At 38.0% G+C, this 23,693-nt stretch carries 23 protein-coding genes; 2 read left to right on the top strand and 21 right to left on the bottom strand.

Annotation, left to right across the window (positions count from 1 at the left end; translation table 11 throughout):
- Positions 1-40 precede the first annotated feature (40 nt).
- The 12 genes from rpoS to RI844_RS18570 form a co-directional block, all read right to left on the bottom strand.
- The gene (gene rpoS, locus RI844_RS18625) at positions 41-964 is read right to left on the bottom strand and encodes an RNA polymerase sigma factor RpoS (RefSeq protein ID WP_405054428.1); all 924 of its coding nucleotides are present in this window, start codon (positions 962-964) and stop codon (positions 41-43) included.
- Positions 965-1,031: 67 nt separating this feature from the next.
- Positions 1,032-1,841 (bottom strand): peptidoglycan DD-metalloendopeptidase family protein, encoded by an 810-nt coding sequence (locus tag RI844_RS18620; RefSeq protein WP_348396142.1) that lies wholly within the window; start codon positions 1,839-1,841, stop codon positions 1,032-1,034.
- Positions 1,842-1,903: 62 nt separating this feature from the next.
- The gene (locus tag RI844_RS18615; RefSeq protein WP_348396141.1) at positions 1,904-2,482 is read right to left on the bottom strand and encodes a YqaA family protein; all 579 of its coding nucleotides are present in this window, start codon (positions 2,480-2,482) and stop codon (positions 1,904-1,906) included.
- Entirely contained in the window at positions 2,479-3,129 is a 651-nt protein-coding gene (locus tag RI844_RS18610) for a protein-L-isoaspartate(D-aspartate) O-methyltransferase (protein ID WP_348396140.1), read from the bottom strand. The genes RI844_RS18615 and RI844_RS18610 overlap by 4 nt, the downstream gene beginning before the upstream one ends.
- Before the next feature lie 2 nt (positions 3,130-3,131).
- Positions 3,132-3,884, bottom strand: coding sequence for a 5'/3'-nucleotidase SurE (gene surE / locus RI844_RS18605; protein ID WP_348396139.1), 753 nt, complete (start codon positions 3,882-3,884; stop codon positions 3,132-3,134).
- A 27-nt stretch (positions 3,885-3,911) separates the two neighbouring features.
- Entirely contained in the window at positions 3,912-4,958 is a 1,047-nt protein-coding gene (gene truD / locus RI844_RS18600; RefSeq protein WP_348396138.1) for a tRNA pseudouridine(13) synthase TruD, read from the bottom strand.
- Positions 4,951-5,448 carry a 2-C-methyl-D-erythritol 2,4-cyclodiphosphate synthase gene (gene ispF / locus RI844_RS18595; RefSeq protein WP_348396137.1) on the bottom strand — a complete coding sequence of 166 codons (498 nt, stop codon included), beginning with the start codon at positions 5,446-5,448 and terminating at the stop codon, positions 4,951-4,953. Before ispF ends, truD begins: the two co-directional genes overlap by 8 nt.
- Positions 5,439-6,146, bottom strand: coding sequence for a 2-C-methyl-D-erythritol 4-phosphate cytidylyltransferase (gene ispD / locus RI844_RS18590; protein ID WP_348396136.1), 708 nt, complete (start codon positions 6,144-6,146; stop codon positions 5,439-5,441). Before ispD ends, ispF begins: the two co-directional genes overlap by 10 nt.
- A 2-nt stretch (positions 6,147-6,148) precedes the next feature.
- On the bottom strand, positions 6,149-6,427 hold the full coding sequence (ftsB, locus tag RI844_RS18585) for a cell division protein FtsB (protein ID WP_348396135.1): 279 nt from the start codon (positions 6,425-6,427) through the stop codon (positions 6,149-6,151).
- A 94-nt stretch (positions 6,428-6,521) separates the two neighbouring features.
- Complete coding sequence (locus RI844_RS18580) at positions 6,522-7,166, bottom strand: hypothetical protein (RefSeq protein ID WP_348396134.1); 645 nt, start codon at positions 7,164-7,166, stop codon at positions 6,522-6,524.
- 144 nt (positions 7,167-7,310) lie between these two features.
- On the bottom strand, positions 7,311-8,609 hold the full coding sequence (gene eno, locus RI844_RS18575; RefSeq protein ID WP_348396133.1) for a phosphopyruvate hydratase: 1,299 nt from the start codon (positions 8,607-8,609) through the stop codon (positions 7,311-7,313).
- Between the two features lie 218 nt (positions 8,610-8,827).
- Positions 8,828-10,465 carry a CTP synthase gene (locus RI844_RS18570; RefSeq protein WP_348396132.1) on the bottom strand — a complete coding sequence of 546 codons (1,638 nt, stop codon included), beginning with the start codon at positions 10,463-10,465 and terminating at the stop codon, positions 8,828-8,830.
- 206 nt (positions 10,466-10,671) lie between these two features.
- Between RI844_RS18570 and RI844_RS18565 the strand changes: the two genes are divergently transcribed.
- Positions 10,672-11,091, top strand: coding sequence for a secondary thiamine-phosphate synthase enzyme YjbQ (locus RI844_RS18565; protein ID WP_348396131.1), 420 nt, complete (start codon positions 10,672-10,674; stop codon positions 11,089-11,091).
- Positions 11,092-11,095: 4 nt separating this feature from the next.
- Here the strand turns inward: RI844_RS18565 and RI844_RS18560 are convergent, their stop codons facing one another.
- The 5 genes from RI844_RS18560 to rlmD form a co-directional block, all read right to left on the bottom strand.
- Positions 11,096-12,253 carry a DUF3083 family protein gene (locus RI844_RS18560; protein ID WP_348396130.1) on the bottom strand — a complete coding sequence of 386 codons (1,158 nt, stop codon included), beginning with the start codon at positions 12,251-12,253 and terminating at the stop codon, positions 11,096-11,098.
- A gap of 117 nt (positions 12,254-12,370) precedes the next feature.
- Positions 12,371-12,982 (bottom strand): hypothetical protein, encoded by a 612-nt coding sequence (locus RI844_RS18555; protein WP_405054427.1) that lies wholly within the window; start codon positions 12,980-12,982, stop codon positions 12,371-12,373.
- A 9-nt stretch (positions 12,983-12,991) separates the two neighbouring features.
- Positions 12,992-13,792, bottom strand: a complete 801-nt coding sequence (gene mazG / locus RI844_RS18550; RefSeq protein WP_348396129.1) for a nucleoside triphosphate pyrophosphohydrolase — start codon at positions 13,790-13,792, stop codon at positions 12,992-12,994.
- Positions 13,793-13,833: 41 nt separating this feature from the next.
- Positions 13,834-16,029: a GTP diphosphokinase gene (relA, locus tag RI844_RS18545; RefSeq protein ID WP_348396128.1), complete on the bottom strand. Its 2,196-nt coding sequence runs from the start codon at positions 16,027-16,029 to the stop codon at positions 13,834-13,836.
- A gap of 54 nt (positions 16,030-16,083) precedes the next feature.
- Complete coding sequence (gene rlmD, locus RI844_RS18540) at positions 16,084-17,415, bottom strand: 23S rRNA (uracil(1939)-C(5))-methyltransferase RlmD (RefSeq protein WP_348396127.1); 1,332 nt, start codon at positions 17,413-17,415, stop codon at positions 16,084-16,086.
- Positions 17,416-17,508: 93 nt separating this feature from the next.
- Here rlmD and barA point away from each other — a divergent pair, with 93 nt between their 5' ends.
- On the top strand, positions 17,509-20,298 hold the full coding sequence (gene barA, locus RI844_RS18535; RefSeq protein WP_348396126.1) for a two-component sensor histidine kinase BarA: 2,790 nt from the start codon (positions 17,509-17,511) through the stop codon (positions 20,296-20,298).
- 129 nt (positions 20,299-20,427) lie between these two features.
- Here the strand turns inward: barA and RI844_RS18530 are convergent, their stop codons facing one another.
- The 4 genes from RI844_RS18530 to recO all read right to left on the bottom strand — a co-directional run bounded on the left by RI844_RS18530 (position 20,428) and on the right by recO (position 23,687).
- Positions 20,428-21,660 carry a glycosyltransferase family 4 protein gene (locus RI844_RS18530; protein ID WP_348396125.1) on the bottom strand — a complete coding sequence of 411 codons (1,233 nt, stop codon included), beginning with the start codon at positions 21,658-21,660 and terminating at the stop codon, positions 20,428-20,430.
- A 40-nt stretch (positions 21,661-21,700) separates the two neighbouring features.
- Positions 21,701-22,081, bottom strand: coding sequence for a holo-ACP synthase (acpS, locus tag RI844_RS18525; protein WP_348396124.1), 381 nt, complete (start codon positions 22,079-22,081; stop codon positions 21,701-21,703).
- Positions 22,082-22,200: 119 nt separating this feature from the next.
- Entirely contained in the window at positions 22,201-22,944 is a 744-nt protein-coding gene (pdxJ, locus tag RI844_RS18520; RefSeq protein ID WP_348396123.1) for a pyridoxine 5'-phosphate synthase, read from the bottom strand.
- Positions 22,945-22,961: 17 nt separating this feature from the next.
- Positions 22,962-23,687: a DNA repair protein RecO gene (recO, locus tag RI844_RS18515; protein ID WP_348396122.1), complete on the bottom strand. Its 726-nt coding sequence runs from the start codon at positions 23,685-23,687 to the stop codon at positions 22,962-22,964.
- Positions 23,688-23,693: the final 6 nt, after the last annotated feature.

Genomic DNA, 23,693 nt, shown 5'->3' with positions numbered 1-23,693 from the left:
GTAACGCTGGTTTCTTTTTATCCGGTAGTCACTTTATAGGCTAAGCCTGGAACAACGCTTCAATCGATAAATTTTGAGTCGATAAAATATCACGTAAACGTTTTAACGCTTCAACTTGAATTTGTCTTACTCGTTCACGAGTTAAGCCAATTTCATGGCCTACATCTTCAAGCGTAGCAGGTTCATAACCAAGCAAGCCAAAACGTCTTGCCAACACTTCACGTTGTTTTGAATTTAACTCATTTAACCAATGAACAATATTCTGTTTTATGTCGTTGTCTTGTAAATCAGATTCCGGACCTTGGCTTTTTTCATCAGCAATAACATCTAACAAAGCTTTGTCTGATTCGCCGCCAAATGGTGTATCTACAGATGTTATACGCTCGTTCAGTTTAAGCATTTTGCTCACATCGGCAACGGGTACATCTAATTTTTTAGCAATTTCTTCTGCTGTTGGTTCGTGATCTAGTTTTTGGATGAGTTCACGTGCGGCGCGTAAATATACATTAAGTTCTTTAACCACATGGATAGGAAGTCGAATGGTGCGGGTTTGATTCATGATAGCCCGTTCAATTGTTTGACGGATCCACCAAGTTGCATAAGTAGAGAAGCGAAAACCTCGTTCAGGGTCAAATTTTTCTACTGCGCGGATTAAGCCTAGGTTGCCTTCTTCAATTAAATCTAATAAAGGTAAGCCGCGATTATTATATCTTCGTGCAATTTTTACAACAAGTCTCAGGTTGCTTTCTATCATTCGGGCTCGAGATGCTTCGCAACCTTTCAGCGCTTTGCGCGAAAAATATACTTCTTCTTTTGCAGTTAAAAGGGGGGAAGAGCCAATCTCACCTAGATACATTTGTGTTGCATCTAAATTTGATGAGGTTTCTTCTACAGCTATTTTCTGATTTTTTTCACTGTTTGCAGTTACATTCATTGCTACTGCAGGTTCTTTAACTTTTACCATTGATATCTCCCAATACTCACCGGTTTTATAATTACACTGTCACTTTTTACTCGCCTCTATTAGCTAATTAATTATTTTTCGGTAAATACCGTAATGGATTTACCGATTTGCCCCTAAATCGAATCTCAAAGTGCAACATGGTTTTATCTGTACCAGTGTTGCCCATTGTCGCAATTACGCTTCCTGCTTTTATGGTTTGTTGTTCTGTAACCCGTAAAGTATCGTTATGAGCATAGGCACTTAGATAATCATCGTTGTGCTTTATTATTATTAGATTGCCATAACCGCGTAACGCATTTCCTGCATAAACAATAAGTCCATCGGCAGCGGCTTTTATCGGTTTCCCTTTATTGCCGTCAATGTCGATCCCCTTATTGCCCTGCGGGGAATTTGAAAAGTTTGATATTATTCGACCATTTACCGGCCACATCCAACTTTTCACTTTCTGAGTGAGAGATGGCACTTTTACACCAGTGAAATTCCCACCACTAGATTTACCATACTCCTGTGATTTTTGATTTGCAACAACTTTAGGACTAGTTTTTCGCTTAATTTGACTAGTTTTAACATTTGCTTTACTTACCGTTGAGCTCGAACCTGGGGATTTATACACTTTTGTATGAAGTTGCAAAATCTGTCCAGGATAAATTTTATAAGGTGCTGACAAGCGGTTGAGTTCGGCAATAGTTCTGACGTCTTTACCTGAGCGCCAAGCAATAGAATATAATGTCTCACCAGATTTTACTTTATACTGACTACTATTTAAGGTGTTCTTATTAGTTGCTGTGGTTACGGTAGATCCGGAAAGGTTAACAACAGGAGCTGGCCGTGTCCTATCGGCACAACTGAGCAGCATTGTCATGGTTACTGGTACCATGAACAATAAAAATATCCTTTTGCTCTTTAAATTAAAGTATCCCATTGAAAAATAATATTTTTTTAATTAATAATAAAGTATAACGCTATGATAAGAAATACAATAACCCAGCCAATAAGATCGACACTTTCTCTTATCTTAGTTTCCATAGGTTTGCCACCCGCTTTAATTAAGCCTGCAACCAAAAAGAAACGTAAACCTCTTCCCACAGTTGAAGCAATTAAGAACGGAATAAACAACATTTGCAGAAAACCTGCACTTAAAGTAAAAACTTTATATGGAATTGGTGAAAAACCAGCAATAAACACCACCCAGACCCCATACTCTTTAAACCAATCCATAGCATGGTTAAATTTATCCATGTAATTAAAATCAATTAAAATAGGTTGGATAACGGGTTCAAACAGTAGATAACCTAGTAAATACCCCACTACACCACCAATTACCGATGAAACGGTTGTAAGTGTAGCTAATCGCCATGCTCTTTCTGGCTTAGACAGCACCATAGGGGCAAGTAGGACATCAGGAGGGATAGGAAAAAACACAGACTCAGCAAAAGTTAATATCGCTAGCATCATTGGGGCAAATTTATGTTCAGCCCAGCGCATAGTCCAATTATACAACGGTGTAAAAATTTTCATAGTAATGCGCCCGGAACAAGAGGTACAAATTTTACCGCTTCAATTCTTTGCTTAATGAAGTTGTCACCTTGGCGAGTGATCAATTTGAGTACTTGTGCCTGCTCTCCAACCGGAATGATTAACTTACCACCATCAGTTAATTGATTAAGTAACTCCGTTGGTATTTCACGCGCAGCAGCGGTAACAATAATAGCTTTATAAGGGCCTTTACTTGCCCAGCCTTTCCAACCATCACCATGTTTCATCGAGACATTATGCAAATCAATTTTTTGCAAACGACGTTTAGCTTGCCACTGCAACGCTTTAATACGTTCAACCGAATATACTTTATTAAACAACTGCGCCAAAATTGATGTTTGGTAACCAGAGCCGGTACCTATTTCTAGCACATTTTCGTTACCCTCTTGCTCTAAAATAAGCTCTGTCATTTTAGCAACAATATATGGTTGGGAAATAGTTTGCCCTTGACCAATAGGCAGTGCGGTATTGTCGTAAGCCTTATGAGCTAAAATTTCAGGTACGAATATATGCCTTGGGCTATTTGCAATGGCATGAAGTACCGCAGTATTGCGAATACCCGAATTGTAAAGGTGCTGAGCTAGGATTTCTCCGCTTCGTTGAGATTTACCGCTAATTCTTTGTGTCATATTCATAAACTCAATTCACTCATCCAATCTGTCATTTGTTGCATGCTACTGTAAGCGGTCATATCTATCGTTAACGGAGTCACTGAAGCAAACCCATTAGCTATAGCCTGAAAATCAGTGCCTTCACCACAATCTAATTCATTACCTAACGTACCATACCAGTATATATCTCGCTTCCATGGGTCTGACATTTTACGCATGGTTTCCGCTTTATGCCTATTGCCAAGGCGTGTCACCTTAATGCCTTTTAATTGTTCTAAAGGTAAATCAGGCACATTAATATTGATGATTTGATCGCTAGGTAAAGGGTGCTGTTTTAACCGTTGAATAAATTTTGCAGCGACAATTGCTGCAGTTTGGTAATTATTTTGCTCTTTGCCTACTAAAGAAACAGCGACCGCTGGAAGCCCCATATGTCGACCTTCTGTTGCCGCCGCAACTGTACCAGAATAAAGTACGTCATCGCCTAAATTGGCACCATTATTAATACCTGCCACTACCAAGTCGGGTTGACCATCAAAAATTTGACTAATCCCTAAGTGCACAGCATCAGTTGGGGTACCATTTACAGAAACAAAACCATTTGCCAAAGTTTCAGCTCGCAACGGGTTTAATAACGTTAAAGAATTACTTGCACCACTACAATTTCGATCTGGTGCTATTACTAATGTTTGTGCAAATTTTGCTAACTCATCATTAAGAACCTTGATCCCCAGCGCATTTACTCCATCATCATTACTGACTAATATTTTCATTGTTAATTCTTTTTTTAAATTCTTTAATTACTGTTCAAAATGGCTTTGCGAGACATCAGTATATTGCAACAGCTCTCGTAAAATGGTGGTTGCAAAGCAGCCAGCGGGTAAAAAGAATGACAATTTTATGTCATCGTTAATAACCTCCAGCTGACCTGATTCTACAAACAAACTAATACTCCGGCGCTCTTGTTTTAAACCAAACTTTGCTAAGCCTTGACAAAATTCAACATAATTACTAGCTAGCTCTTGCTCGAAGTCTAAGGCTTGATTAGATGTAGCTACCTCTCCTGCCCCCCAGAGTGGCGCAGTAATTGCAATATCTTTCTCAGCCAATCGGGTCATGATCACGTCATCAATTTCATCTTGAGAAAATATAGAGCGCGAGCCGCTAAGCATATAAACATCGCCATTCATTGGGCTGGAGAATTGGTTGTTGTTTATGCGTTCATTAACAAATTGATTAAACAGAAACGAACGCGCCGCCGATAAATAAAAGCCGCGTTTTTTCTTATCTTTTACTTTTTTGCCATTGAACAGTTCACTTGCTGCAGTTAAGTTATTGCCCTGTTGGCCAAAGCGCTGTTCGCCAAAATAATTAGGAACACCAAAAGATAGGATTTTTTGCCATCTTGTTTTAATGTCGTCAATATCATCAACATTTCTAAGCATTAATTCAAAACGGTTGCCAATTAATGCACCGGTTTTTAATTTTTTGTTATGACGCTTATAGGATAAAACTTGCACACCTTCGATATCTAAATCGCTAAGATCGTACTGAGTTTTACCAGGCACATGTACACCAAAATATTGTTCGGTCACGGCATTTCGATCTTTTAACCCAGCGTAAGATACTAATGCGTCTTTTACCTTAAAATACTTCGCTAATTGGCGAGCAACAAATAAGGTATTAGCCCCGGTCTTGCGAATGTGAATAATTAAATGTTCACCTTCACCGCAGGGTTCAAAGGGTAAAATTTCAAACACTTTAAAGTCATCTACACAACTGCGCAATTCACCGTGACTTTTTGGCTTGTCATATAAATATGCCAATTCGGTTATCGAGTTAGTCATGTGATGTTGCCTTTGATCTTACAGGATTCAAGAGTACTACTGAATGAACTGAAATACCTTCTTTACGACCTTCAAAGCCAAGTTTTTCTGTAGTTGTGGCTTTTACATTCACATTGCCAATTTGGGTTTGTAAATCTTCACTAAGGATTTCGCGCATAGTTAACAAATGAGGAGCAATTTTCGGCGCCTGCGCCACAATGGTTATATCCACATTACCAATTTGATAGTTACGCTCAAGCATTAATGAAACAACATGACGCAACAAGATTCGGCTGGAAATATTTTCATAATTGGCGTCAGTATCTGGAAAATGATTACCAATATCTCCTAGTGCTAAGGCACCCAATATGGCATCACACAAGGCATGAATAGCAACATCGCCATCAGAATGAGCAATAAAACCATGTTCAAAATCAATATTAACACCGGCTAATACTATTGGCCCGACACCACCAAATTTATGAACATCAAAACCATGTCCTATACGCATGTTTCTTCCTTTTGCTGGGTTAATATAAACGCAGCTAAATTTAAATCACTTGGACGGGTGATCTTAATATTATCTTCCCGTCCACTAACAATAAAACAATCAACATTGGCAAACTCCATCGCTGATGCTTCATCGGTTATTGCCACACCATGTGCTAATGCTTGCTCCAGGGAAGAAATTAATTGTTCATGTTTAAACATTTGCGGTGTTTGTGCATGCCACAAGTTGTCACGGTTTTCTGTGTTTTCAATTTTTTGATTGTGCTGGCTGCGCTTCATTGTATCTCTAACCGGCGAAGCTAGAATTGCGCCAGTATTTTGTTCAATGCAAAAGTCAATGAGGGCATCTATATCAGTATGAGTTAAACAAGGACGTGCGGCGTCGTGCACCAACACCCAAGTTTGTTCAGATATTGCTTTTAGTCCAGCTAGCACAGAATCACTTCGTTCTTTTCCGCCAATAGTAGTACAGACTTTGGCATTTTTTGATATTTCAAGAGCTGAGAAAATATTATCATGCTCAGCAAGTACAACCATAACTTGGCCAATTCTCGGGTGCGAAAGCAACCGTTCAATGGTGTGCTCAATAATGCATTTATCATTAATTTTCAGGTATTGTTTAGGGATATTTTGACTCATACGTTTACCGATACCTGCGGCGGGTAAAACAACACAAAGGGAGTCTATTTTACTATTCAAGGTTAGTTCTCTGTAGGGATAATGCGGAAAAAAGTTTCGCCATCTTTAATCATGCCCAGTTCATTCCGAGCTCGCTCTTCAACCGCTTGCAAACCATTTTTAAGATCATCAATATCGGCATAAATCAGTTTATTTCGCTGTTTAAGTTTATTGTTAAGATCTACTTGCCGAGCAACGCTCTCTTTTAATTCGAGATAATCAGGCACGCTGTTTTTTCCAAACCAAAGACGGTATTGAAGTAATACTAAAAAAAGTACCAGCATAGCTGTGATTAAACGCATAAACGAGTATATATAAATTTAATAATTATTATTGTACTGATCATTATAAATACTGAGGATCACAAGTCCATTAATATTAACCTAGAACGAGTTTTTAATTAAAAATGGTCGACTTTAAAGATACTGGCAAGCGCAAATTACGCCAGTTTATTTGACAAGACAGTAATAACTCTCTTAGTGGTAGGGTGAGCGGCTGAGTACGATTATTGCCCTGCCATTGATGCCCGCTGCACGCTGCAGTAAACACTTTTTTGCTGGGTTTAAGCAAAGTGTAACTTTCGTCTTGATGAGATGGCGTTTTATTTAAATAAAACCAACCACAATAATTTGTTCTAAAACGTTGATTTTCTTCATCTACTCGGTCAATGCAATCAATCATTATACGAGATTTTTCACGATCTTTAATGAGTACAGGCACTACTAAGCCTAAACAAAGTTTATTGCTTTGATACCATTTTTGGATATCAGCGTCAGTTTGCTCTTTTATTGGCAACTGTTTCGATTGTTTCTCTGTCCAACTGGCATTTTGCAAATCAAGCAAAAGTGGGCTTTGCACTGCCAACATAGAGCCTGCAGTGCGTTTCACATAATAATTTAAGCTTTTCAAGCGCGCTTGAATTTGTTCTTTACTGTTTAACTGAGTATTGGCTAACAGATTTATTTCCCGCTCATACAAAGCACTACACAGTTCAGAAAACTGGGTCGAGTGCTCGAGTGCGTTAGATAATAAATCATGCATTTACAAACCTGCTCAAAATAACTTCAAACTTAGATTAAATAATAATAGCTCATCATCGGCTGCTATAAAAGAAAAAGGCTCTTCAATTGAAGAGCCTTTTATAAAATTAACCAGCTAATTTAAGAGCTTATAATAACTATTAGTTTATTGGCCTTTAATTTCGCTACGACCGTTATAAATCGCTTTGTCACCTAAGAATTCTTCAATACGAAGAAGTTGGTTGTACTTAGAAACACGGTCTGAACGACATAATGAACCTGTTTTAATTTGGCCAGCTGCAGTACCAACCGCTAAATCTGCAATAGTAGCATCTTCAGTTTCACCACTACGATGAGAAATAACAGCAGTAAAACCAGCATCTTTAGCCATTTTAATTGCATTTAACGTTTCAGTTAGTGAACCGATTTGGTTAAATTTAATTAAAATTGAGTTAGCAATACCGTTATCGATACCGCGTTTAAGTATTTTAGTATTAGTAACGAACAGATCATCACCAACAATTTGTACTTTGTCACCAATTAGATCTGTTTGATATTTGAAACCATCCCAGTCTGATTCATCCAAACCATCTTCAATTGAAACAATTGGGTATTGCTGGCAAAGTTCAGCTAAGTAGTCTGAAAATTGATTTGAAGTGAATTGCTTGCCTTCACCTTTAAGGTCATAAATACCTTTATCAGCATCATAAAATTCTGAAGCAGCACAATCCATCGCTAAAGTAATGTCTTTATCAAGTTCATAACCGGCTGCAGCAATAGCTTCTTTAATAACGGCTAATGCATCAGCATTTGAGGCCAAATCAGGGGCAAAACCACCTTCATCACCAACAGCGGTATTTAAACCTTTGCTTGATAAAACCTTTTTAAGGGCATGAAATACTTCTGCACCCATGCGTAACGCTTCGCTAAAGTTAGGTGCGCCAACAGGTTGGATCATAAACTCTTGAATATCAACATTATTGTCTGCATGTTCGCCACCGTTAATAATATTCATCATAGGTACTGGCAGACTATATACACCAGGAGTGCCATTTAGATCGGCGATGTGTTCGTAAAGCTCAACACCTTTATCAACAGCTGCAGCTTTAGCAACAGCAAGAGACACGGCAAGAATAGCATTAGCGCCAAATGTTTCTTTATTTTCAGTGCCGTCAAGGTCGATCATTAATTGATCAATTTCGCTTTGTGCTAAAGCGCTCTTGCCAATTAACGCGCCAGCGATTTGGTTATTTACCGCAGCAACGGCTTTTAATACACCTTTACCTAAGTAACGAGCTTTGTCACCATCGCGTAATTCAAGTGCCTCACGAGAACCAGTTGATGCACCAGATGGAGCACAAGCACGGCCAAACGCACCAGATGCTAAACGCACATCAGCTTCAACCGTAGGGTTACCACGAGAGTCCATAACTTCACGCGCGATGATTTTAACTATTTCAGACATATTAACCTCAAAATTTCAATTTTTAACAGATAGTAAATTTATAAATTATGGCTCTATAATAAAGATAAAAAAGATAAAAATCTTTTAAAAATTACATGTTGGAACAATGTTTTTTTTCATCGAATAGATCACTTATTAAGCAATCGAATTACATTCTATGAAATAGAGCCGTAGAAGTAATAAAGCCGCATGTAAAAAACGCGGCTTTATCTATTTAATTATTTTTCTAGTAATTTTTGATGCTCAAATGCTGCAGCAACAAAACTTTCAAATAGCGGATGTCCATCACGAGGGGTTGAATTAAACTCTGGATGGAACTGGCCAGCAACAAACCAAATATGTTCTGGTATCTCAATCATCTCAACCAGCTTTTTGTCTGCTGATAAACCTGAGAACACTAAACCGGCATCAGATAACTCTTTGCGGAAGTTATTGTTTACCTCAAAGCGATGGCGATGGCGTTCAAAAACACTTGTACCGCCATATATATTTGCCGCACGGGTACCCGCTATCAAATGGCATTGTTGTGAGCCTAAGCGCATAGTGCCGCCAAGATCTGAATTGCTATCACGCATTTCAACTTGACCATCTTCATCTAACCATTCTTCAATTAGACCAACAACTGGGTGCGTGGATTCTGCATCAAACTCTGTAGAATGGGCGTCAGTCATGTTAGCTACGTTACGAGCATATTCGATTAGTGCAACCTGCATGCCTAAACAAATACCAAAGTATGGGATGTTGTTCTCACGAGCATATTTAGCCGTTGCTATTTTACCTTCAACGCCACGTTCACCAAAACCACCAGGAACAAGTAATGCATCTACACCTTCAAGCGCTTCCGACCCTTTGGCTTCAACACTTTGTGAATCAATGTATTTAATGTTTACAGTTAACTGATTTTTAAGGCCTGCATGTTTTAGTGCTTCATTAACCGATTTATAGGCATCTGGTAATTCAATGTACTTACCAACCATACCAATAGTTACTTCACCCTTAGGGTTAGCTTCATGGAATAGCACTTGTTCCCATTCGTGTAAATCAGCTTCAGGCGCTTCAATACCAAAACGCTTACAGACAATTTCATCAATACCTTGCGCTTTTAGCATTGCAGGGATCTTGTAGATACTGTTTACGTCACGCATTGACACAACAGCTCTTTCTTCTACATTGGTAAACAAGGCTATTTTTGCACGTTCGTTTGCAGGGATAGGACGTTCACTACGACACACAAGAATGTCAGGGAAAATACCAATAGAACGTAATTCTTTAACCGAGTGTTGGGTTGGTTTAGTTTTTATTTCACCAGAAGCAGCAAGATAAGGTACTAACGTTAAATGCATATACATAGCACGTTCACGGCCTAGCTCAACACCTAATTGACGAATTGCTTCTAAGAATGGTTGTGATTCTATATCACCAACCGTTCCGCCAATCTCAACCAGAGCAACATCGTAGCCTTCAGCACCTTCAATTACCCGACGTTTAATATCATTGGTAATATGCGGGATAACTTGAATTGTTGCACCAAGAAATTCACCTCTGCGTTCACGCGCTAGGATACCTTGATAGATTCTACCGGTAGTAAAGTTATTTTTCTTAGTCATCTTGGTACGAATAAAACGCTCGTAATGGCCAAGATCCAAATCGGTTTCAGCACCGTCTTCAGTAACAAAAACTTCACCATGTTGAATAGGGCTCATGGTACCTGGATCAACGTTAATATACGGATCAAGTTTTAGCATGGTAACTTTTAAGCCACGAGCTTCTAAAATAGCAGCCATTGAAGCAGCAGCAATACCTTTACCAAGGGATGATACAACCCCACCAGTTACAAAAATATATCTTGTTGTCATTTGAAACCCAGAACAATGGAATTAACAGAAAATTGTTTATTTTAAGTAGATTTAACGTATAAATTTACTTTCGCTACAAGTGTAGCAGGACGGGGCGATATTGTAGCAAAAGAGAAGCATTTCAACAATAGAGATTTTATGTCAGTATCTATAATATTTTGCTATACAAGTTATATCAATAATTACTCCGCACAACAGAGGTCAAAATGTGGTTGCAACAGCAAATAAAACTTAACGCTAAAAATCGTGGATTTCATTTAATTGATAATGAAATTTCAGTGCAATTACCGCAAATACAAACCATAGAAATGGGGGTATTGCATCTATTCTTACAACATACCTCAGCGTCACTAACAATAAATGAAAATGCCGATCCGACAGTGCGCGCAGATTTGGAACGACATTTTAATAAATTTGTGCCTGAAAATGCACCCTATTACGAGCATGACTATGAAGGAAGCGATGATATGCCAGCACATATCAAGTCGTCTATTTTAGGTTGTCAATTAACTATTCCTATTACCAATGGCCTACTGGCATTAGGCACATGGCAGGGTATATATTTGAATGAACATCGTGATCACGCTTCCCCGCGCAGAATATTAGCCACCATCAATGGTCAATAAATTTTTATATCCCAGTTGAACTGTCATTTGCTTTGGGAAGGTTATACATCAAATGTTGATGAAACCTAAGCATCACAGTGTCTTTGTTGGGCTTATACCCTAATTCAAAACTTAATTGCTTTAACGCCTCGGTTAAATGGTTTACAAACCGACCATAGCCGCGTTTATTTATATTTATTTCTGATGCGATAAATACTAATTTAATGGTATCAACCAAGTTTTGACTATCCCACTGACTTACAAAAAGGCCACCACTACCAACAGGTTTAAATCCAAGATAAAGCAACTCACCTTTAGGCAACAGATAATCTTCATTGTCTTGTCGAATAATAGGCACTTTACCATTAGCAACTATCGCTAGTTGATTAAGATTGTATTGCTTGGCAATTTTTACAAATAAATCACTTACATATGTGTACAGCGGATTGTAAGGATCTGGCGCACTTTCATCAATATCACAAAACTGCAATAAACTCTTATTTACCGGTAAGCTTGCTATTGCAAACGTCATATTGTGATTAGTTTTAGGTAATATTAATGATTGTTGCTGATACCTTTTAATCAAAGGCCTAAAGCCATGAGTGACGGTTTTCTTATTGCCTTTAACTGACGAAAATACATCGTAGGTCAAATGTTGATGATCGCGTATTTTAAAGGTGCCAATATCGACGCTCATCAATCGGGAAAATGTAGTGATTAATTCACTAACTCGTTGATGAAATTCAGGCGCATTTAAACGAAGCTGCTCTCCAGTTGCTAAAAATAATAACTCTATTTTATCAGCCAACAAATCGGCATTAAAAAATGTTCTTAGCCCAGTATGAACTTCGGGGTTATACATAAACAGGATTTGCTGCTGCGTTTCAATCACTTGCTGTTCTTGCGCATACATCACTCTTACTAATTTATTTTTAGCAATAAAGCTGACATTTTCAAAACCATATTGCTCACATAAATTAAAAAAGCTATGACTCAAGTTTCGATAGAAATCAGAAAAATATACACCATTGTTTGACTTACCAGAGATTAATTCCAGTAAGGCTAAATTAGGTTTAAATTCAACTAATACATATTGATTTTCTCGGGCGTCACTTGGTACATATACTTTATCTGCGGCACTTCGTTTACGAATTAGATTTATTCTGGAATTCACTTTTAACATATTCTACTCCTTAGATTTAGAAGTAGAATAAAGTTAAAAGATGTCAGCGCGGTGACAAAAAGATGACGTTTTTATGACGTTAATTGCCCGCGGATTGAATTATATGGGCTGTCGCAACTAATCTTTATAGCCCCAAGGAGCGCTTGGTGGGGTAATAGGCTTTGTTAGGTCAAAATCAACTCTAAACTCGCGTCCTTCTCTAACCATTCTGTACGTGAAAACTTCAGGGTAGATATACATTTGCCAGGTATTACCATTCGACTGTGGAATACCCAGGCTGACAAACAACTCTTTCGAGTATTGGTCTGCTGGAAATGATTGTACCTGTGCCCAACCTGCGTCCAATGTATGACCACCATACATGGTTGATTCATCGTTTGAACCATCTTTATGGCGATGGTCATGCTTTAACGACATACCGCTGCCAGTTTTAGTGATGATCCAAGTACGTGATGAGTCTTCACCAACATGAAATGGTACTTGTAATTCAGTGTCACTGCATTTTCTTACATGCATCACTAATGCTTTATTGGCAAAACTGTCCGATGATGAATTATCAACGGTAACTTGACCAGCAAATGCTTTGCCACAATGAGCTTTGATATTATTAAAAAATGCATCTTGGCTTTTAATTGAAACCAACGGCGCTTCACTAGCAGTCGATAGATTGGAGTTTATGGTTAAAATTGTAGCGCTTAATAAAGTAAATATTACGGCTTTCATTTTCATACTAATTTCCTAAATGGTTATGTTCTTAGCTTGTAGCCAAAGGTGTTCTAACTGCAATAATGTCGACTGTTTGATATCAAGGTTATTATCAAAATGATATTGCTCGATATAATTAAAACGTTTGGTGAACTTTCGACTTGCTTGACGCAGTAGTTGCTCGGGATCTTGTTTGGCATGTCGAGCTAAGTTAACCACAGCAAATAACAAATCGCCAATCTCTTCGGCGACGAGAGCGTTATTTATATTTTGGGCTAAAAGTTCTTCTTCGACTTCCAATACTTCTTCTTTCACTTTCGCTAGAACATCTTCAATATTGTCCCAGTCAAAGCCAACATGAGAACAGCGCTTTTGAATTTTTGCCGCCTGTGACAAAGCCGGTAATGCTTTAGGTATGTCATCTAAAACTGATGTTTGATTATTTTTTTGCACACGCTCCTTGGCTTTTTCATTCTCCCAGTTAGCTTTTATTTCTTGCTCTGAAAGACCCACTGAATTGGCAAATACATGCGGATGGCGGCGGATGAGCTTTTCACAAATAGCACTTACTATGTCAGAAAAATTAAACTTTTGTTCTTCTTCGCCTAAACGCGCATAAAAAACGACTTGAAAGAGCAAGTCACCCAGTTCTTTTTCAAGCTCATCATAGTCATTACTTTCAATCGCCTCGGCAACCTCAAACGCTTCTTCAAGTGTATAAGGCACAATCGTTTCATAACTTTGCTTAAGATCCCAAGGACAGCCTTTAACTGGATCTCTTAATTGACTCATGATCCAAATTAGCTTTTCAATTGAACCAGGGCTATTTAGCATTGCACTACCTTATTACTCATTATCTATTATTATTTTGTTATTTAGCTGCGAAGTCGTTTTACCGCAACAACATCATCAAGTTGATCAATCTTACTCACAAGCCGATCCAGCAGCTGTGCGCTGGCAACCTCCAATTTAAAATCCATAATATATAAGCGGTGTTTATTATCCATGCGTGATGACATATCCAACACATTTACTTTTTCATTGGCAATAATTGTCGTTACATCACGCAATAACCCTTGTCGATCACCAGCAGTAATTTGAATCGCAACTTTATAGTTATGACCAACTTTATCACCCCATTGCACGTCAACTAACCGCTCAGGGGATTGCTTTAACGAATTTTGCAGTTGCTCACAATCGCCACGATGAATTGATATACCGCGTCCTTGAGTTATAAACCCTTGAATGTTATCCCCCGGCACTGGTTGACAACATTTGGCCATGTGAGTTAGTAAGTTACCAACTCCTGAAACCGTAATGCCATTATTATCAACTTGCTGTTTTTCTGACTGTTGGCGGATCACCATTTTAGGGTCGACTTCAGCCGCAGGCTTTAATTTATCAAGCTGAAACTGCAATTGATGTATTACTTGCAAAATTTTAACTTGGCCGCTACCAATTACCGCATATAAATCATTAAGGTTATGTACATTAAAACGCTTTAAAATTGGGTTAAAATCAACATCGCTAAGTTCATGGCGTTGTAACTCCAACTCTAAAGTTTCTTTCCCTGCCTGAATGTGTTTATCTTTATCTAGGTGCTTAAAAAAAGCTTGCACTTTTGAGCGAGCTCGAGCTGTGTGTATGTAACCTAAACTCGGATTTAACCAATCACGACTAGGGTTTGGTTGTTTGCTGGTTAGTATTTCTAATTGTTCGCCTGTTTTTAATTTATAAGTAAAAGGGACTATTCTTCCGGTGATTTTAGCGCCTATACAACAATGACCAACATTAGAGTGTATGTAATAGGCAAAATCTAACGGTGTAGAGCCATTGGGCATATCAATAACATCACCATTAGGAGTAAATACATAAATTCGATCTTCAAACACTTCATTGCGTAGTTCATCAACCAACTCATCTGAGCCTGACACATCTTCTTGCCATTGCAGTAATTTACGTAACCAGTTTATTTTTTCATCAAAGCTTCCTGCTTTGCCACTAGCATTGCCTTCTTTATAACGCCAATGTGCAGCAACCCCAAGTTCAGCATCATCGTGCATTTGCTGAGTACGAATTTGCACTTCTACTGATTTGCCTTCAGGCCCCAGAACAACGGTATGTATGGATTGATAACCATTAGCTTTTGGCGTAGCAACATAATCATCAAATTCACTCGCCAAATGTTTCCAACTAGTATGTACAACACCTAAGGCGCCGTAACAATCTTGTAATTCATCCACGACAACTCGAATTGCCCTAACATCAAACAACTGGTCAAAATCTAATGATTTTTGCTGCATCTTTTTCCAAATGCTGTAGATATGTTTAGGGCGGCCATAAACAATGCCTTTTATATTTAATTTATCTAGCTGTTGTTGGATGTTGGCAACAAAATCACTCATGTATTGTTCACGAACTAAGCGCTTGTCATCGAGCAGCTTTGCTATTCTTTTATAGGTATTGGGGTGTAAATAGCGAAATGATATATCTTCGAGTTCCCACTTTAACTGCCCTATTCCTAAGCGATTAGCCAAAGGTGCATAAATACTGGCGCTTTCTTTGGCTGCTAATACCCGGCTTTCTTCATCGGCATTTTTAACAAAGCGTAAATTGCATACTCGTTCAGCCAGTTTAATCACTACTGCACGAACATCTTCAACCATTGACAGTAACATTTTACGCAAGTTATCAATTTGACCACTGGCTAAATGAACGCCGCTTGGTTGCTGTAAGCTACGTATTGCATCCATTTGATTTACCCCTTTAACTAAGGTGTAAATTGCTTTGCCATAAGTTTCTTCAACCGTATCTAAATCAATAATGTCTGTCTCGATTAGCGGCACAATCATTGCGGCTGACAATGAATCTTTGTCCATATTCAAACCAGCTAAAATTTCTACCATCTCTAAGGCTTTTTGCTGGCACAATAAATTCTTATTAAAATGAACATGTAACTTTGCCCACAATAGTTCAAGGGCGCTGTATTTTTGTTCATTAAGGTCTAACTCTGCCAACCAAGTATCAAAATTTTCTGCAGATAGCTGATGAGATTTCCGTACTGAAACCATTAATTTTCCTATCGATTTTTTAATAAAATACTAAACTAAAATTGTTACAAACTATCAACGACAAAATAGTGCCATTGTTTCAACATGCCTGGTATGGCTAAACATATCCATTAAACATATTTTTCTAAGGGTGAAGCCATTATCAAGTAATACTTTCGCATCTCTGGCCATTGTGGCAGCGTCACAAGATATATAGAGTACGGTATTTACATTTAGTTCTACTATATTTTTTACTGCATTATATGCACCAGCTCTAGCGGGATCTAATACAATTTTGTTAACCATATTTTCGCTATCTGCCGTTAACCAAGGCCAGTCATTCGTTTCGGCATTTAAGTCTGCTTGGTAAAATTTACAGTTCGTTAACTGGTTAGCCTGAGCATTCATATCTGCTCGTTCAACCATATCTTGCACACCCTCGACGCCAATAACAGAGTTAACTTGCTTGGCAATCGGTAAACTGAAATTCCCCAAACCACAAAATAAATCGAGAATATTATCCTGAGGTTCAAGTGCTAACCATTGAATTGCTTGGTTAACCATTTTGGTATTTAAGTTAATGTTAACCTGCACAAAATCTGTCGGGGAAAACTGTAAATCACACCCATTTACTTTGTAACTTAAATAAGGACTGTTTTGTGTTACAAGATAATGTAAGCCACCATCTTGCTGTAAGGCTATTTGATAAGGTTTATGTTGATTAAATTCAAGCAGTTTTTGCTGATCTTCGGTGCTCAATTTTCTGACTTGCCTAAAAATGACTAGCGGTTCTTCAGCGGCAATAACTTCTATGTGTGAGATAGCTTGTTTACTACTAAAGCTATTTATTAATGTAGAGAAGTCAGAAAATTCATCGGCAAAAACGTCTGGCAATACAGGACAACTTTTTATCGGCGTCAACACATTAGAACTTTTTTGTCGAAAACCAACAATGGCCTGATTTAATTTATTATATTGCACACCAATTCTTGCTTTACGGCGGTAATGCCAAATATCAACATGTAGTGCGGTCTCCCAGGGTAAGTGCTCAATATTAGAGTTACGACGAAATAAATCGCTGATTTTTTGCTGTTTGAAAGTTAATTGCTGCTCGTAGTCTAAATGCTGCAAATCACAACCACCGCATTGATAAAAATGCTTACACACAGGTTTAATTCGAGTACTGGCAGCAACTAATATTTTTTTTGCTTTAGCTCGTAAGTATTTAGACTTTTCTTCAGTGACTTTGACTTCGACTGTTTCACCAGGCAAGGCTAATTCAACAAAGATAGGTTTCTTCCCTTGACGTGCAACTCCATCACCATTCATATCGAGACTTTTAATTTCAACAGTTAATTGCTGATTAATGCTTTTTTTGACAGCTTTGGGTTTATAAAAATTAACCATTTATTATCCAGATACTCTACAAGTTTGATTAAAAAGGTGCCATTATTGGAAACAACCATAAAAAATAATTTTAACACGAATAAGAGCTTAATTATGATCAAAATAACTATCAAGGACTGGGTTATTTTATTTGCTGTTTTACCAACATTAATAATTGGCACAATTTTAGGTGTTTATTTTGCTCAAACTCGTGTTACAGAAGTAGACAATGCCTTAGTTAATAAGGGCAAGCATATTGCAGAAACGTTGTCAGTTAGTGTCGTCAAGAATATAAACGATAGTGAACAATATGGTTTGCAGCAATTGCTCGGCTACGTACAAGGTAGTAACTCCTCCGAAATTCTTAATTTGCTTTTATTTGATCACGCCAATATAAATTTATATAACAATAACGGCTCAAACAATTCAGCAGAATATAAACTCAAAGATGTTTATCAACTGAATGAAGCAATTGTGCAAGAAACGGCTGGCAGCTTCATTTTATACAACCCAGTATTTGTTAAAAATTTTGATGAAGATGAAGAGGATCAAGATGCTGTATATTACGGCTATTTTGTTATAGAGCTAAGCAAAGCAGGGACTTTATTCGACAAACAACTTATCATTTTAATCACTTTATCTACTGTCTTTTTTGGCGTATTTTTATCATCAAATTTTGCTAATCGATTGGTATTAATTATTTCCGGCCCGGTTAAGGAAATGAATGATATTGTGTTGCAAATTCGTCAGGGCGTTTTGGGCGCACGTATAGATGACCCATTTGAAGGTGAACTAGATATTCTGCGAATTGGTATCAATAATATGGCGCAAGCGATTGAAGATTACCAATTAGATTTAGAGTCCAACATCGACCAAGCAACAAGAGATTTACGTGCGGCGTTAGAGCAATTTGAAATTCAAAACGTACAATTAGATCTCGCCAAAAGAAAAGCCCAAGACGCAAACAGAGTGAAGTCTGAATTTTTGGCTAATATGAGTCATGAACTACGTACCCCTCTAAATGGAGTCATAGGTTTTACCAGACAAATATTAAAAACCCAACTAAGTGAAACACAACGCGAGTACCTTGGTACCATAGACAATTCCGCCAATAATTTACTATCTATCATTAACGATATCCTTGATTTTTCCAAGCTAGACTCAGGCAGAATGGTACTTGAGCATATACCTTTTGGTTTTAGAGATACTATAGATGAAGCGGTTATTCTGGTGTCTGCTTCTGCACATAGTAAAAACCTCGAATTATCTCTAGATATAAACCCGCACTTACCAAACTCTTTAATCGGTGATTCTTTAAGGGTGAAACAAGTAATAATTAATTTATTAAGTAATGCGATTAAATTTACTAACCAAGGATTTATCAAGGTAGATGTAGACTATGCCATAGAGGATAATTCAGACGTTATGATCTCTCTAACGGTTACTGATACAGGTATAGGCATAAGCACCAAGCAAGAAGAAACTTTGTTTGAAGCGTTTTCACAAGCAGATAAAAGTATTACGCGCTTATATGGTGGCACGGGGTTAGGCTTAGTTATTGCTAAACGGTTAGCGACTGAAATGGGAGGTAACATTACATTTACCAGTCAACCCCACAAAGGTTCTAGTTTTACCTTTACCTTTAAAACTGAGCTCAATCAATTGCCAGTTGATAATATTGTTGAACCTTTTGAACTTGAACATAAATCAATCTTATATATTGAGAAAAATACCCATAGTAGGAAAGCAACCGAGGCAGTTTTAAGCCATTGGAATATGCAACTCACCTCGGTAGAAGATATTTCACAATTAAACGAATCGCAGCTAAATCAACACTTTGACTACGCGTTAATCGGCCAACAAGTTACCGCTACAAATATCGAAGATATTAAAAAGCTCATTGAGCGATTATCGATAAAAATTGCAAAAGTAATTATCGCCATAAACAGCAACTCTTTAAGCCTTAAAAATACATTTATTAAATCTGGTGCACAATCTTGCATAAATAAACCAATTACTAACAAAAACTTAAAAAATGCAATGTTGGTTAATACGAAGAGAATTGAAAAAACAGCAGATGAAAGCAAGCAAAGCATTAATGAAAAGCTCCCTTTAACCGTACTTGCTGTCGATGACAACCAAGCAAATTTAAAGTTAATTCAAAGCTTACTCACTCAAAAAGTTGCAAACGTTACGTTAGCAAAAGATGGGCGAGAAGCATTCAATTTATGTTGTCAGGACAAATATGATTTAATTTTAATGGATATTCAAATGCCAGTAATGGATGGCATTACGGCAATGAAAAAAATCAAGGAAGACTCACTAAATGCAGACACGTGTATCACAGCTGTAACAGCTCATGCATTGCCAGGTGAAAAAGAGAAATTTATCAGTGAAGGCTTCAATACCTATTTAGCCAAACCGATTGATGAGTCATTGTTAGAAAATATACTTCTTGATCATTCGGGCATTGAAAACCTTAGTCCAATAATAAATGAACAAGTTAACTCGGTCGCAAATAAAAACATTGCACAGCCTAATACTTTTAACGGTATTTATGACTGGAATTTATCATTAACCCGTTCTGCCAATAAGATTGATTTAGCCCTTGAAATGTTCACTATGCTTATTCAGTCATTACCAGAAATGAAAGTTGCCTTACAAAATAATATCCGTCTAGAAGACTTATCTACAACCAGTGCGTTAGTACATAAGCTAAACGGTGCTTGTTGCTACGTTGGGGTTCCTAGGCTGGAAAGAATTGTAAAAAGCTTAGAATCACAAGTAAAACAGCATGTTTCTTTAGAAACGCTTGAGCCAGAATTTTTTGAATTGTTTGATGAAATTGATGCTGTGTTAGAAAACTCTGATGACTACCTAGAGAATATTCAAGCCGTTTATTAGCGGCTGTTGAGTTATTCAGTAACGAGTTACGAATACATTGCATTTCGAATCACGAAGTAACTATCGAAGTGCAATGTATTCGAAGCTCAGCATAATCGAAGCGACAGCGTATTCGAAACTACAGTGGTATCACTGTTGTTGATTTAAATTTTTAGCGGCAATCCATTGTGACATGTATTTGGTACTCGCCATTGAATGGTGTTTTAGCATTGCACCAGTAAAATTTTTCAGACGATGAGCCGCTAAGGTTTGCTCGACATCGATTATTTTATCAATCAATGCTTCACCCAATGACTCGCTATCATAATTTGAGATGAGTAAACTGTGCGCTACATTTTGAGCATTTTGCCAAGCTTCTTCATCCTTATATAATGCAACTGCAGCATTGGCAAAATCATTTATATCATCGTTAATAACACCAGGCCATAATCCTCCTTTATGCATTCCTTCACTACCAACCGATGTGGTAATGCTCGGTGTTTTCATTATCATAGCGTCTAAAAGCTTACCTTTGATGCCAGCACCAAATCGAATCGGGGCTAAACATACACGTGACTGTTCCATAACTGAAAGTGCACTCTCGCACCAGCCTTTGACAATAAATCCAGTTTTAGGATTACTCAGCGCAGTAGCCTTCGGTGGCGGATAAGAGCCATAAATGTGTAATTCAGCTTGCGGTAACTGTTTTCTGATCAACGGCCAAATGGTTTGTAAATAAAGTACTGCGTCCCAATTTGGCGCATGACGAAAATTACCAATGGTCATAAAATTTTTACGTTCAGCGTAGCCTAATGTGTCTTTTGGCAGCTTATTAAGCTCAACCATAAATGGTAAATGGTGTAATAGCTCAGCATCAATATTAAAGGTATTGATTAATAAATCCATTTCAAAACTGGAAATAATTAATGAAATATCACAACGTAAAATTGCCGCTATTTCACGTTTGGCCAATTCACTATATAACAATGAATGGTCTAATTCTTGATTCGCTTTAAGTGCTTGATGACGGGCTTGCCGTAAACATTGTAAGTCTTCGGTATCTAATATTTTCAACGCTGAGGGGCAACTTTGTTCAACCCGCCAACCAAATTGTTCTTCCATCATGAAGCGGTCGAACATCACAATATCGGGTTCGTAGGCACTAATGTAAGTATCAAAAGAGTCGCAGTTTAGGGTTATCGACTGACTAGAAATGTTCTCATTAGCCAAGTCAATCATATGGTCACTTTTTTGTGCCGGGGTAGCAAATTCAACTTGCCAACCTTGCTGTTTATATAAACGCATAATTGACATCATATGAGTGCCAGCAGCAGACGAATTTGGCTCGGGCCAAACATAACCAATCACTAGAATTTTTTTCATTTTGCTAATCTTTTCTCATTAGAAAGTGCATATGAATGAGCTACTTAGATAAAACAACAAACGCTAACGCATATTTTTGTTCATCAGATAAGCTAATATGCCATGAATTGGCGTTAAGGGTTTTAGCAATTTCTAGTGCTCGGCCAGAGATCTCAAGTATTGGCTGACCAGAAGGTAAACTTATAATATCGAAATGTTGAAAAGATATACCATCGGCTATACCTCGTCCTAACGCCTTCGCAGCAGCCTCTTTGCCTGCCCATCGTTTTGCCAGAAATCGCTCAGGTTGTTTTAAAGTAAGGTAATGAGCATGCTCTCTTGGTGTTAGCACTCTTATCGCTAAGCGTGCTCGTGCTTTGTCAGCCATATTTGCAATACGGCTGATTTGTACAATGTCATTACCAATTCCAACTACCGACATGAACTACCTTATGTTAATAACAGATCCTGAATTAGATCCTGAAACAAGTTCAGGACGACACTAGTGTGTCGGTTGATTACAAGGCCTGCTCTTCGTTTCTCGTCTCTCGTCTCTCGTTGCTAGCTTCGAGCGGATTGTCTAGCTTCGACCATTAATCGCTTCATATCACGTACAGCCTTGTCTAAACCGTCAATGGCCGCACGAGCTATAATTGCATGTCCGATATTCAACTCAATAATTTCTTCAATGGCAGCAATAGGTTTTACATTGAAGTAATTCAAACCATGGCCAGCATTGACTTTCAAGCCCAGACTATCCGCATATTTTATTCCGTCAGTTAAACGAAGCAATTCTTTTAATTGTTCATCTTCTGTAGTTGCATCTGCATAATGGCCTGTATGAATTTCAATGAAAGGCGCCCCAGAAGCTTTTGCGGCTTCGATTTGTATCGGGTCGGCATCAATGAATAAACTGACTAAAATACCCGCTTCAGCTAAACGTCCTACAGCGTCAGATATTTTATCCATTTGCCCCGCAACATCTAAGCCACCTTCGGTGGTTAACTCTTCCCGCTTTTCAGGAACCAAGCAACAAAATACCGGTTTTATGCGACAGGCAATATCCAACATTTCATTGGTAACCGCCATTTCTAAATTCATCCGTGATTGAATGGTGTTAGCCATCACTTCAACATCACGATCATTGATATGACGGCGATCTTCGCGTAAATGGATGGTGATACCGTCAGCACCAGCATGTTCGGCAACCGATGCTGCATGCGCAGGATCAGGATACGTTGTGCCACGTGCCTGGCGTAGTGTTGCAATATGGTCAACATTTACACCTAATAAAATATCACTCATAAAAATTCCTTTCTTGGTTATCTAGCTAATTTATTGATAAAAAGTTTTCGGCTATTTAATGGTTTATTCCCTAAATAACTCTTTAATACTTGTCGCATCAAGCGTTTACAGGTTAATAATACGTCGGCTTGCTCTAATTTTCCATCACCGATAGTAATTAAATGCGAGCGCTTATAACTGGGCAAATTACATTGATAATCTGCGCTAACAAACCCCTGCTCCTGAATAAAATAAACGTCTTCACAGAAAGGTTCATTAACATCGAGTGGCTTTGCGGTAAGTTCAGAAAAATCTAAAGACAAACCTAACTCAGCCAATAGACTCATTTCAAAGCGACGTAATAGTGGCTCTAAGTCATTTTGCGCCAATAACTGAGCAAGGCTATTTTGGTAAAGACTAAACAGATTCTCTAATGGAATATTTTCAGGAAGAAGGCGAACCATAAGTTCGTTGAGGTAAAAACCGCTAAATAAATAATTGCCACTCAGTTGCATGCTTTTTTCTGCATGCTCAATTCGAGATAAATTTTTTAAATCATTCTTACCCTTTATCTCTATCTGTAAATTAGCAAAGGGCTGCAATAGCCCTTTTTTATTTGATTTCTTGCCTTTTCCAACATAAACAACAGCACTCACATGACCGTTTTGTTCAGTAAGTAAATTTACTAACATGCTGCTATCACGATATGGCCTTGAATGCAGAAGGTATGCTTGCTGTAAGTTAATGTCCTTGTTGGCTGCCATTTAGTT

It is taken from the genome of Thalassotalea fonticola, assembly GCF_032911225.1.
GTDB classification, from domain to species: Bacteria; Pseudomonadota; Gammaproteobacteria; order Enterobacterales; family Alteromonadaceae; genus Thalassotalea_A; species Thalassotalea_A fonticola.
This window is presented reverse-complemented; position numbering and strand designations above follow the sequence as displayed.

Coding starts and splice junctions, on each gene's coding strand:
- RI844_RS18555 (WP_405054427.1), bottom strand. CDS start 12,982: ATGAAAATGAAAGCCGTAATATTTACTTTATTAAGCGCTACAATTTTA.
- rpoS (WP_405054428.1), bottom strand. CDS start 964: ATGGTAAAAGTTAAAGAACCTGCAGTAGCAATGAATGTAACTGCAAAC.
- recO (WP_348396122.1), bottom strand. CDS start 23,687: ATGGCAGCCAACAAGGACATTAACTTACAGCAAGCATACCTTCTGCAT.
- RI844_RS18610 (WP_348396140.1), bottom strand. CDS start 3,129: ATGACACAAAGAATTAGCGGTAAATCTCAACGAAGCGGAGAAATCCTA.
- pdxJ (WP_348396123.1), bottom strand. CDS start 22,944: ATGAGTGATATTTTATTAGGTGTAAATGTTGACCATATTGCAACACTA.
- RI844_RS18570 (WP_348396132.1), bottom strand. CDS start 10,465: ATGACAACAAGATATATTTTTGTAACTGGTGGGGTTGTATCATCCCTT.
- barA (WP_348396126.1), top strand. CDS start 17,509: ATGATCAAAATAACTATCAAGGACTGGGTTATTTTATTTGCTGTTTTA.
- eno (WP_348396133.1), bottom strand. CDS start 8,609: ATGTCTGAAATAGTTAAAATCATCGCGCGTGAAGTTATGGACTCTCGT.
- acpS (WP_348396124.1), bottom strand. CDS start 22,081: ATGTCGGTAGTTGGAATTGGTAATGACATTGTACAAATCAGCCGTATT.
- RI844_RS18560 (WP_348396130.1), bottom strand. CDS start 12,253: ATGTTAAAAGTGAATTCCAGAATAAATCTAATTCGTAAACGAAGTGCC.
- rlmD (WP_348396127.1), bottom strand. CDS start 17,415: ATGGTTAATTTTTATAAACCCAAAGCTGTCAAAAAAAGCATTAATCAG.
- mazG (WP_348396129.1), bottom strand. CDS start 13,792: ATGCTAAATAGCCCTGGTTCAATTGAAAAGCTAATTTGGATCATGAGT.
- RI844_RS18530 (WP_348396125.1), bottom strand. CDS start 21,660: ATGAAAAAAATTCTAGTGATTGGTTATGTTTGGCCCGAGCCAAATTCG.
- RI844_RS18615 (WP_348396141.1), bottom strand. CDS start 2,482: ATGAAAATTTTTACACCGTTGTATAATTGGACTATGCGCTGGGCTGAA.
- surE (WP_348396139.1), bottom strand. CDS start 3,884: ATGAAAATATTAGTCAGTAATGATGATGGAGTAAATGCGCTGGGGATC.
- relA (WP_348396128.1), bottom strand. CDS start 16,029: ATGGTTTCAGTACGGAAATCTCATCAGCTATCTGCAGAAAATTTTGAT.
- ftsB (WP_348396135.1), bottom strand. CDS start 6,427: ATGCGTTTAATCACAGCTATGCTGGTACTTTTTTTAGTATTACTTCAA.
- RI844_RS18620 (WP_348396142.1), bottom strand. CDS start 1,841: ATGGTACCAGTAACCATGACAATGCTGCTCAGTTGTGCCGATAGGACA.
- ispF (WP_348396137.1), bottom strand. CDS start 5,448: ATGCGTATAGGACATGGTTTTGATGTTCATAAATTTGGTGGTGTCGGG.
- truD (WP_348396138.1), bottom strand. CDS start 4,958: ATGACTAACTCGATAACCGAATTGGCATATTTATATGACAAGCCAAAA.
- RI844_RS18580 (WP_348396134.1), bottom strand. CDS start 7,166: ATGCATGATTTATTATCTAACGCACTCGAGCACTCGACCCAGTTTTCT.
- RI844_RS18565 (WP_348396131.1), top strand. CDS start 10,672: ATGTGGTTGCAACAGCAAATAAAACTTAACGCTAAAAATCGTGGATTT.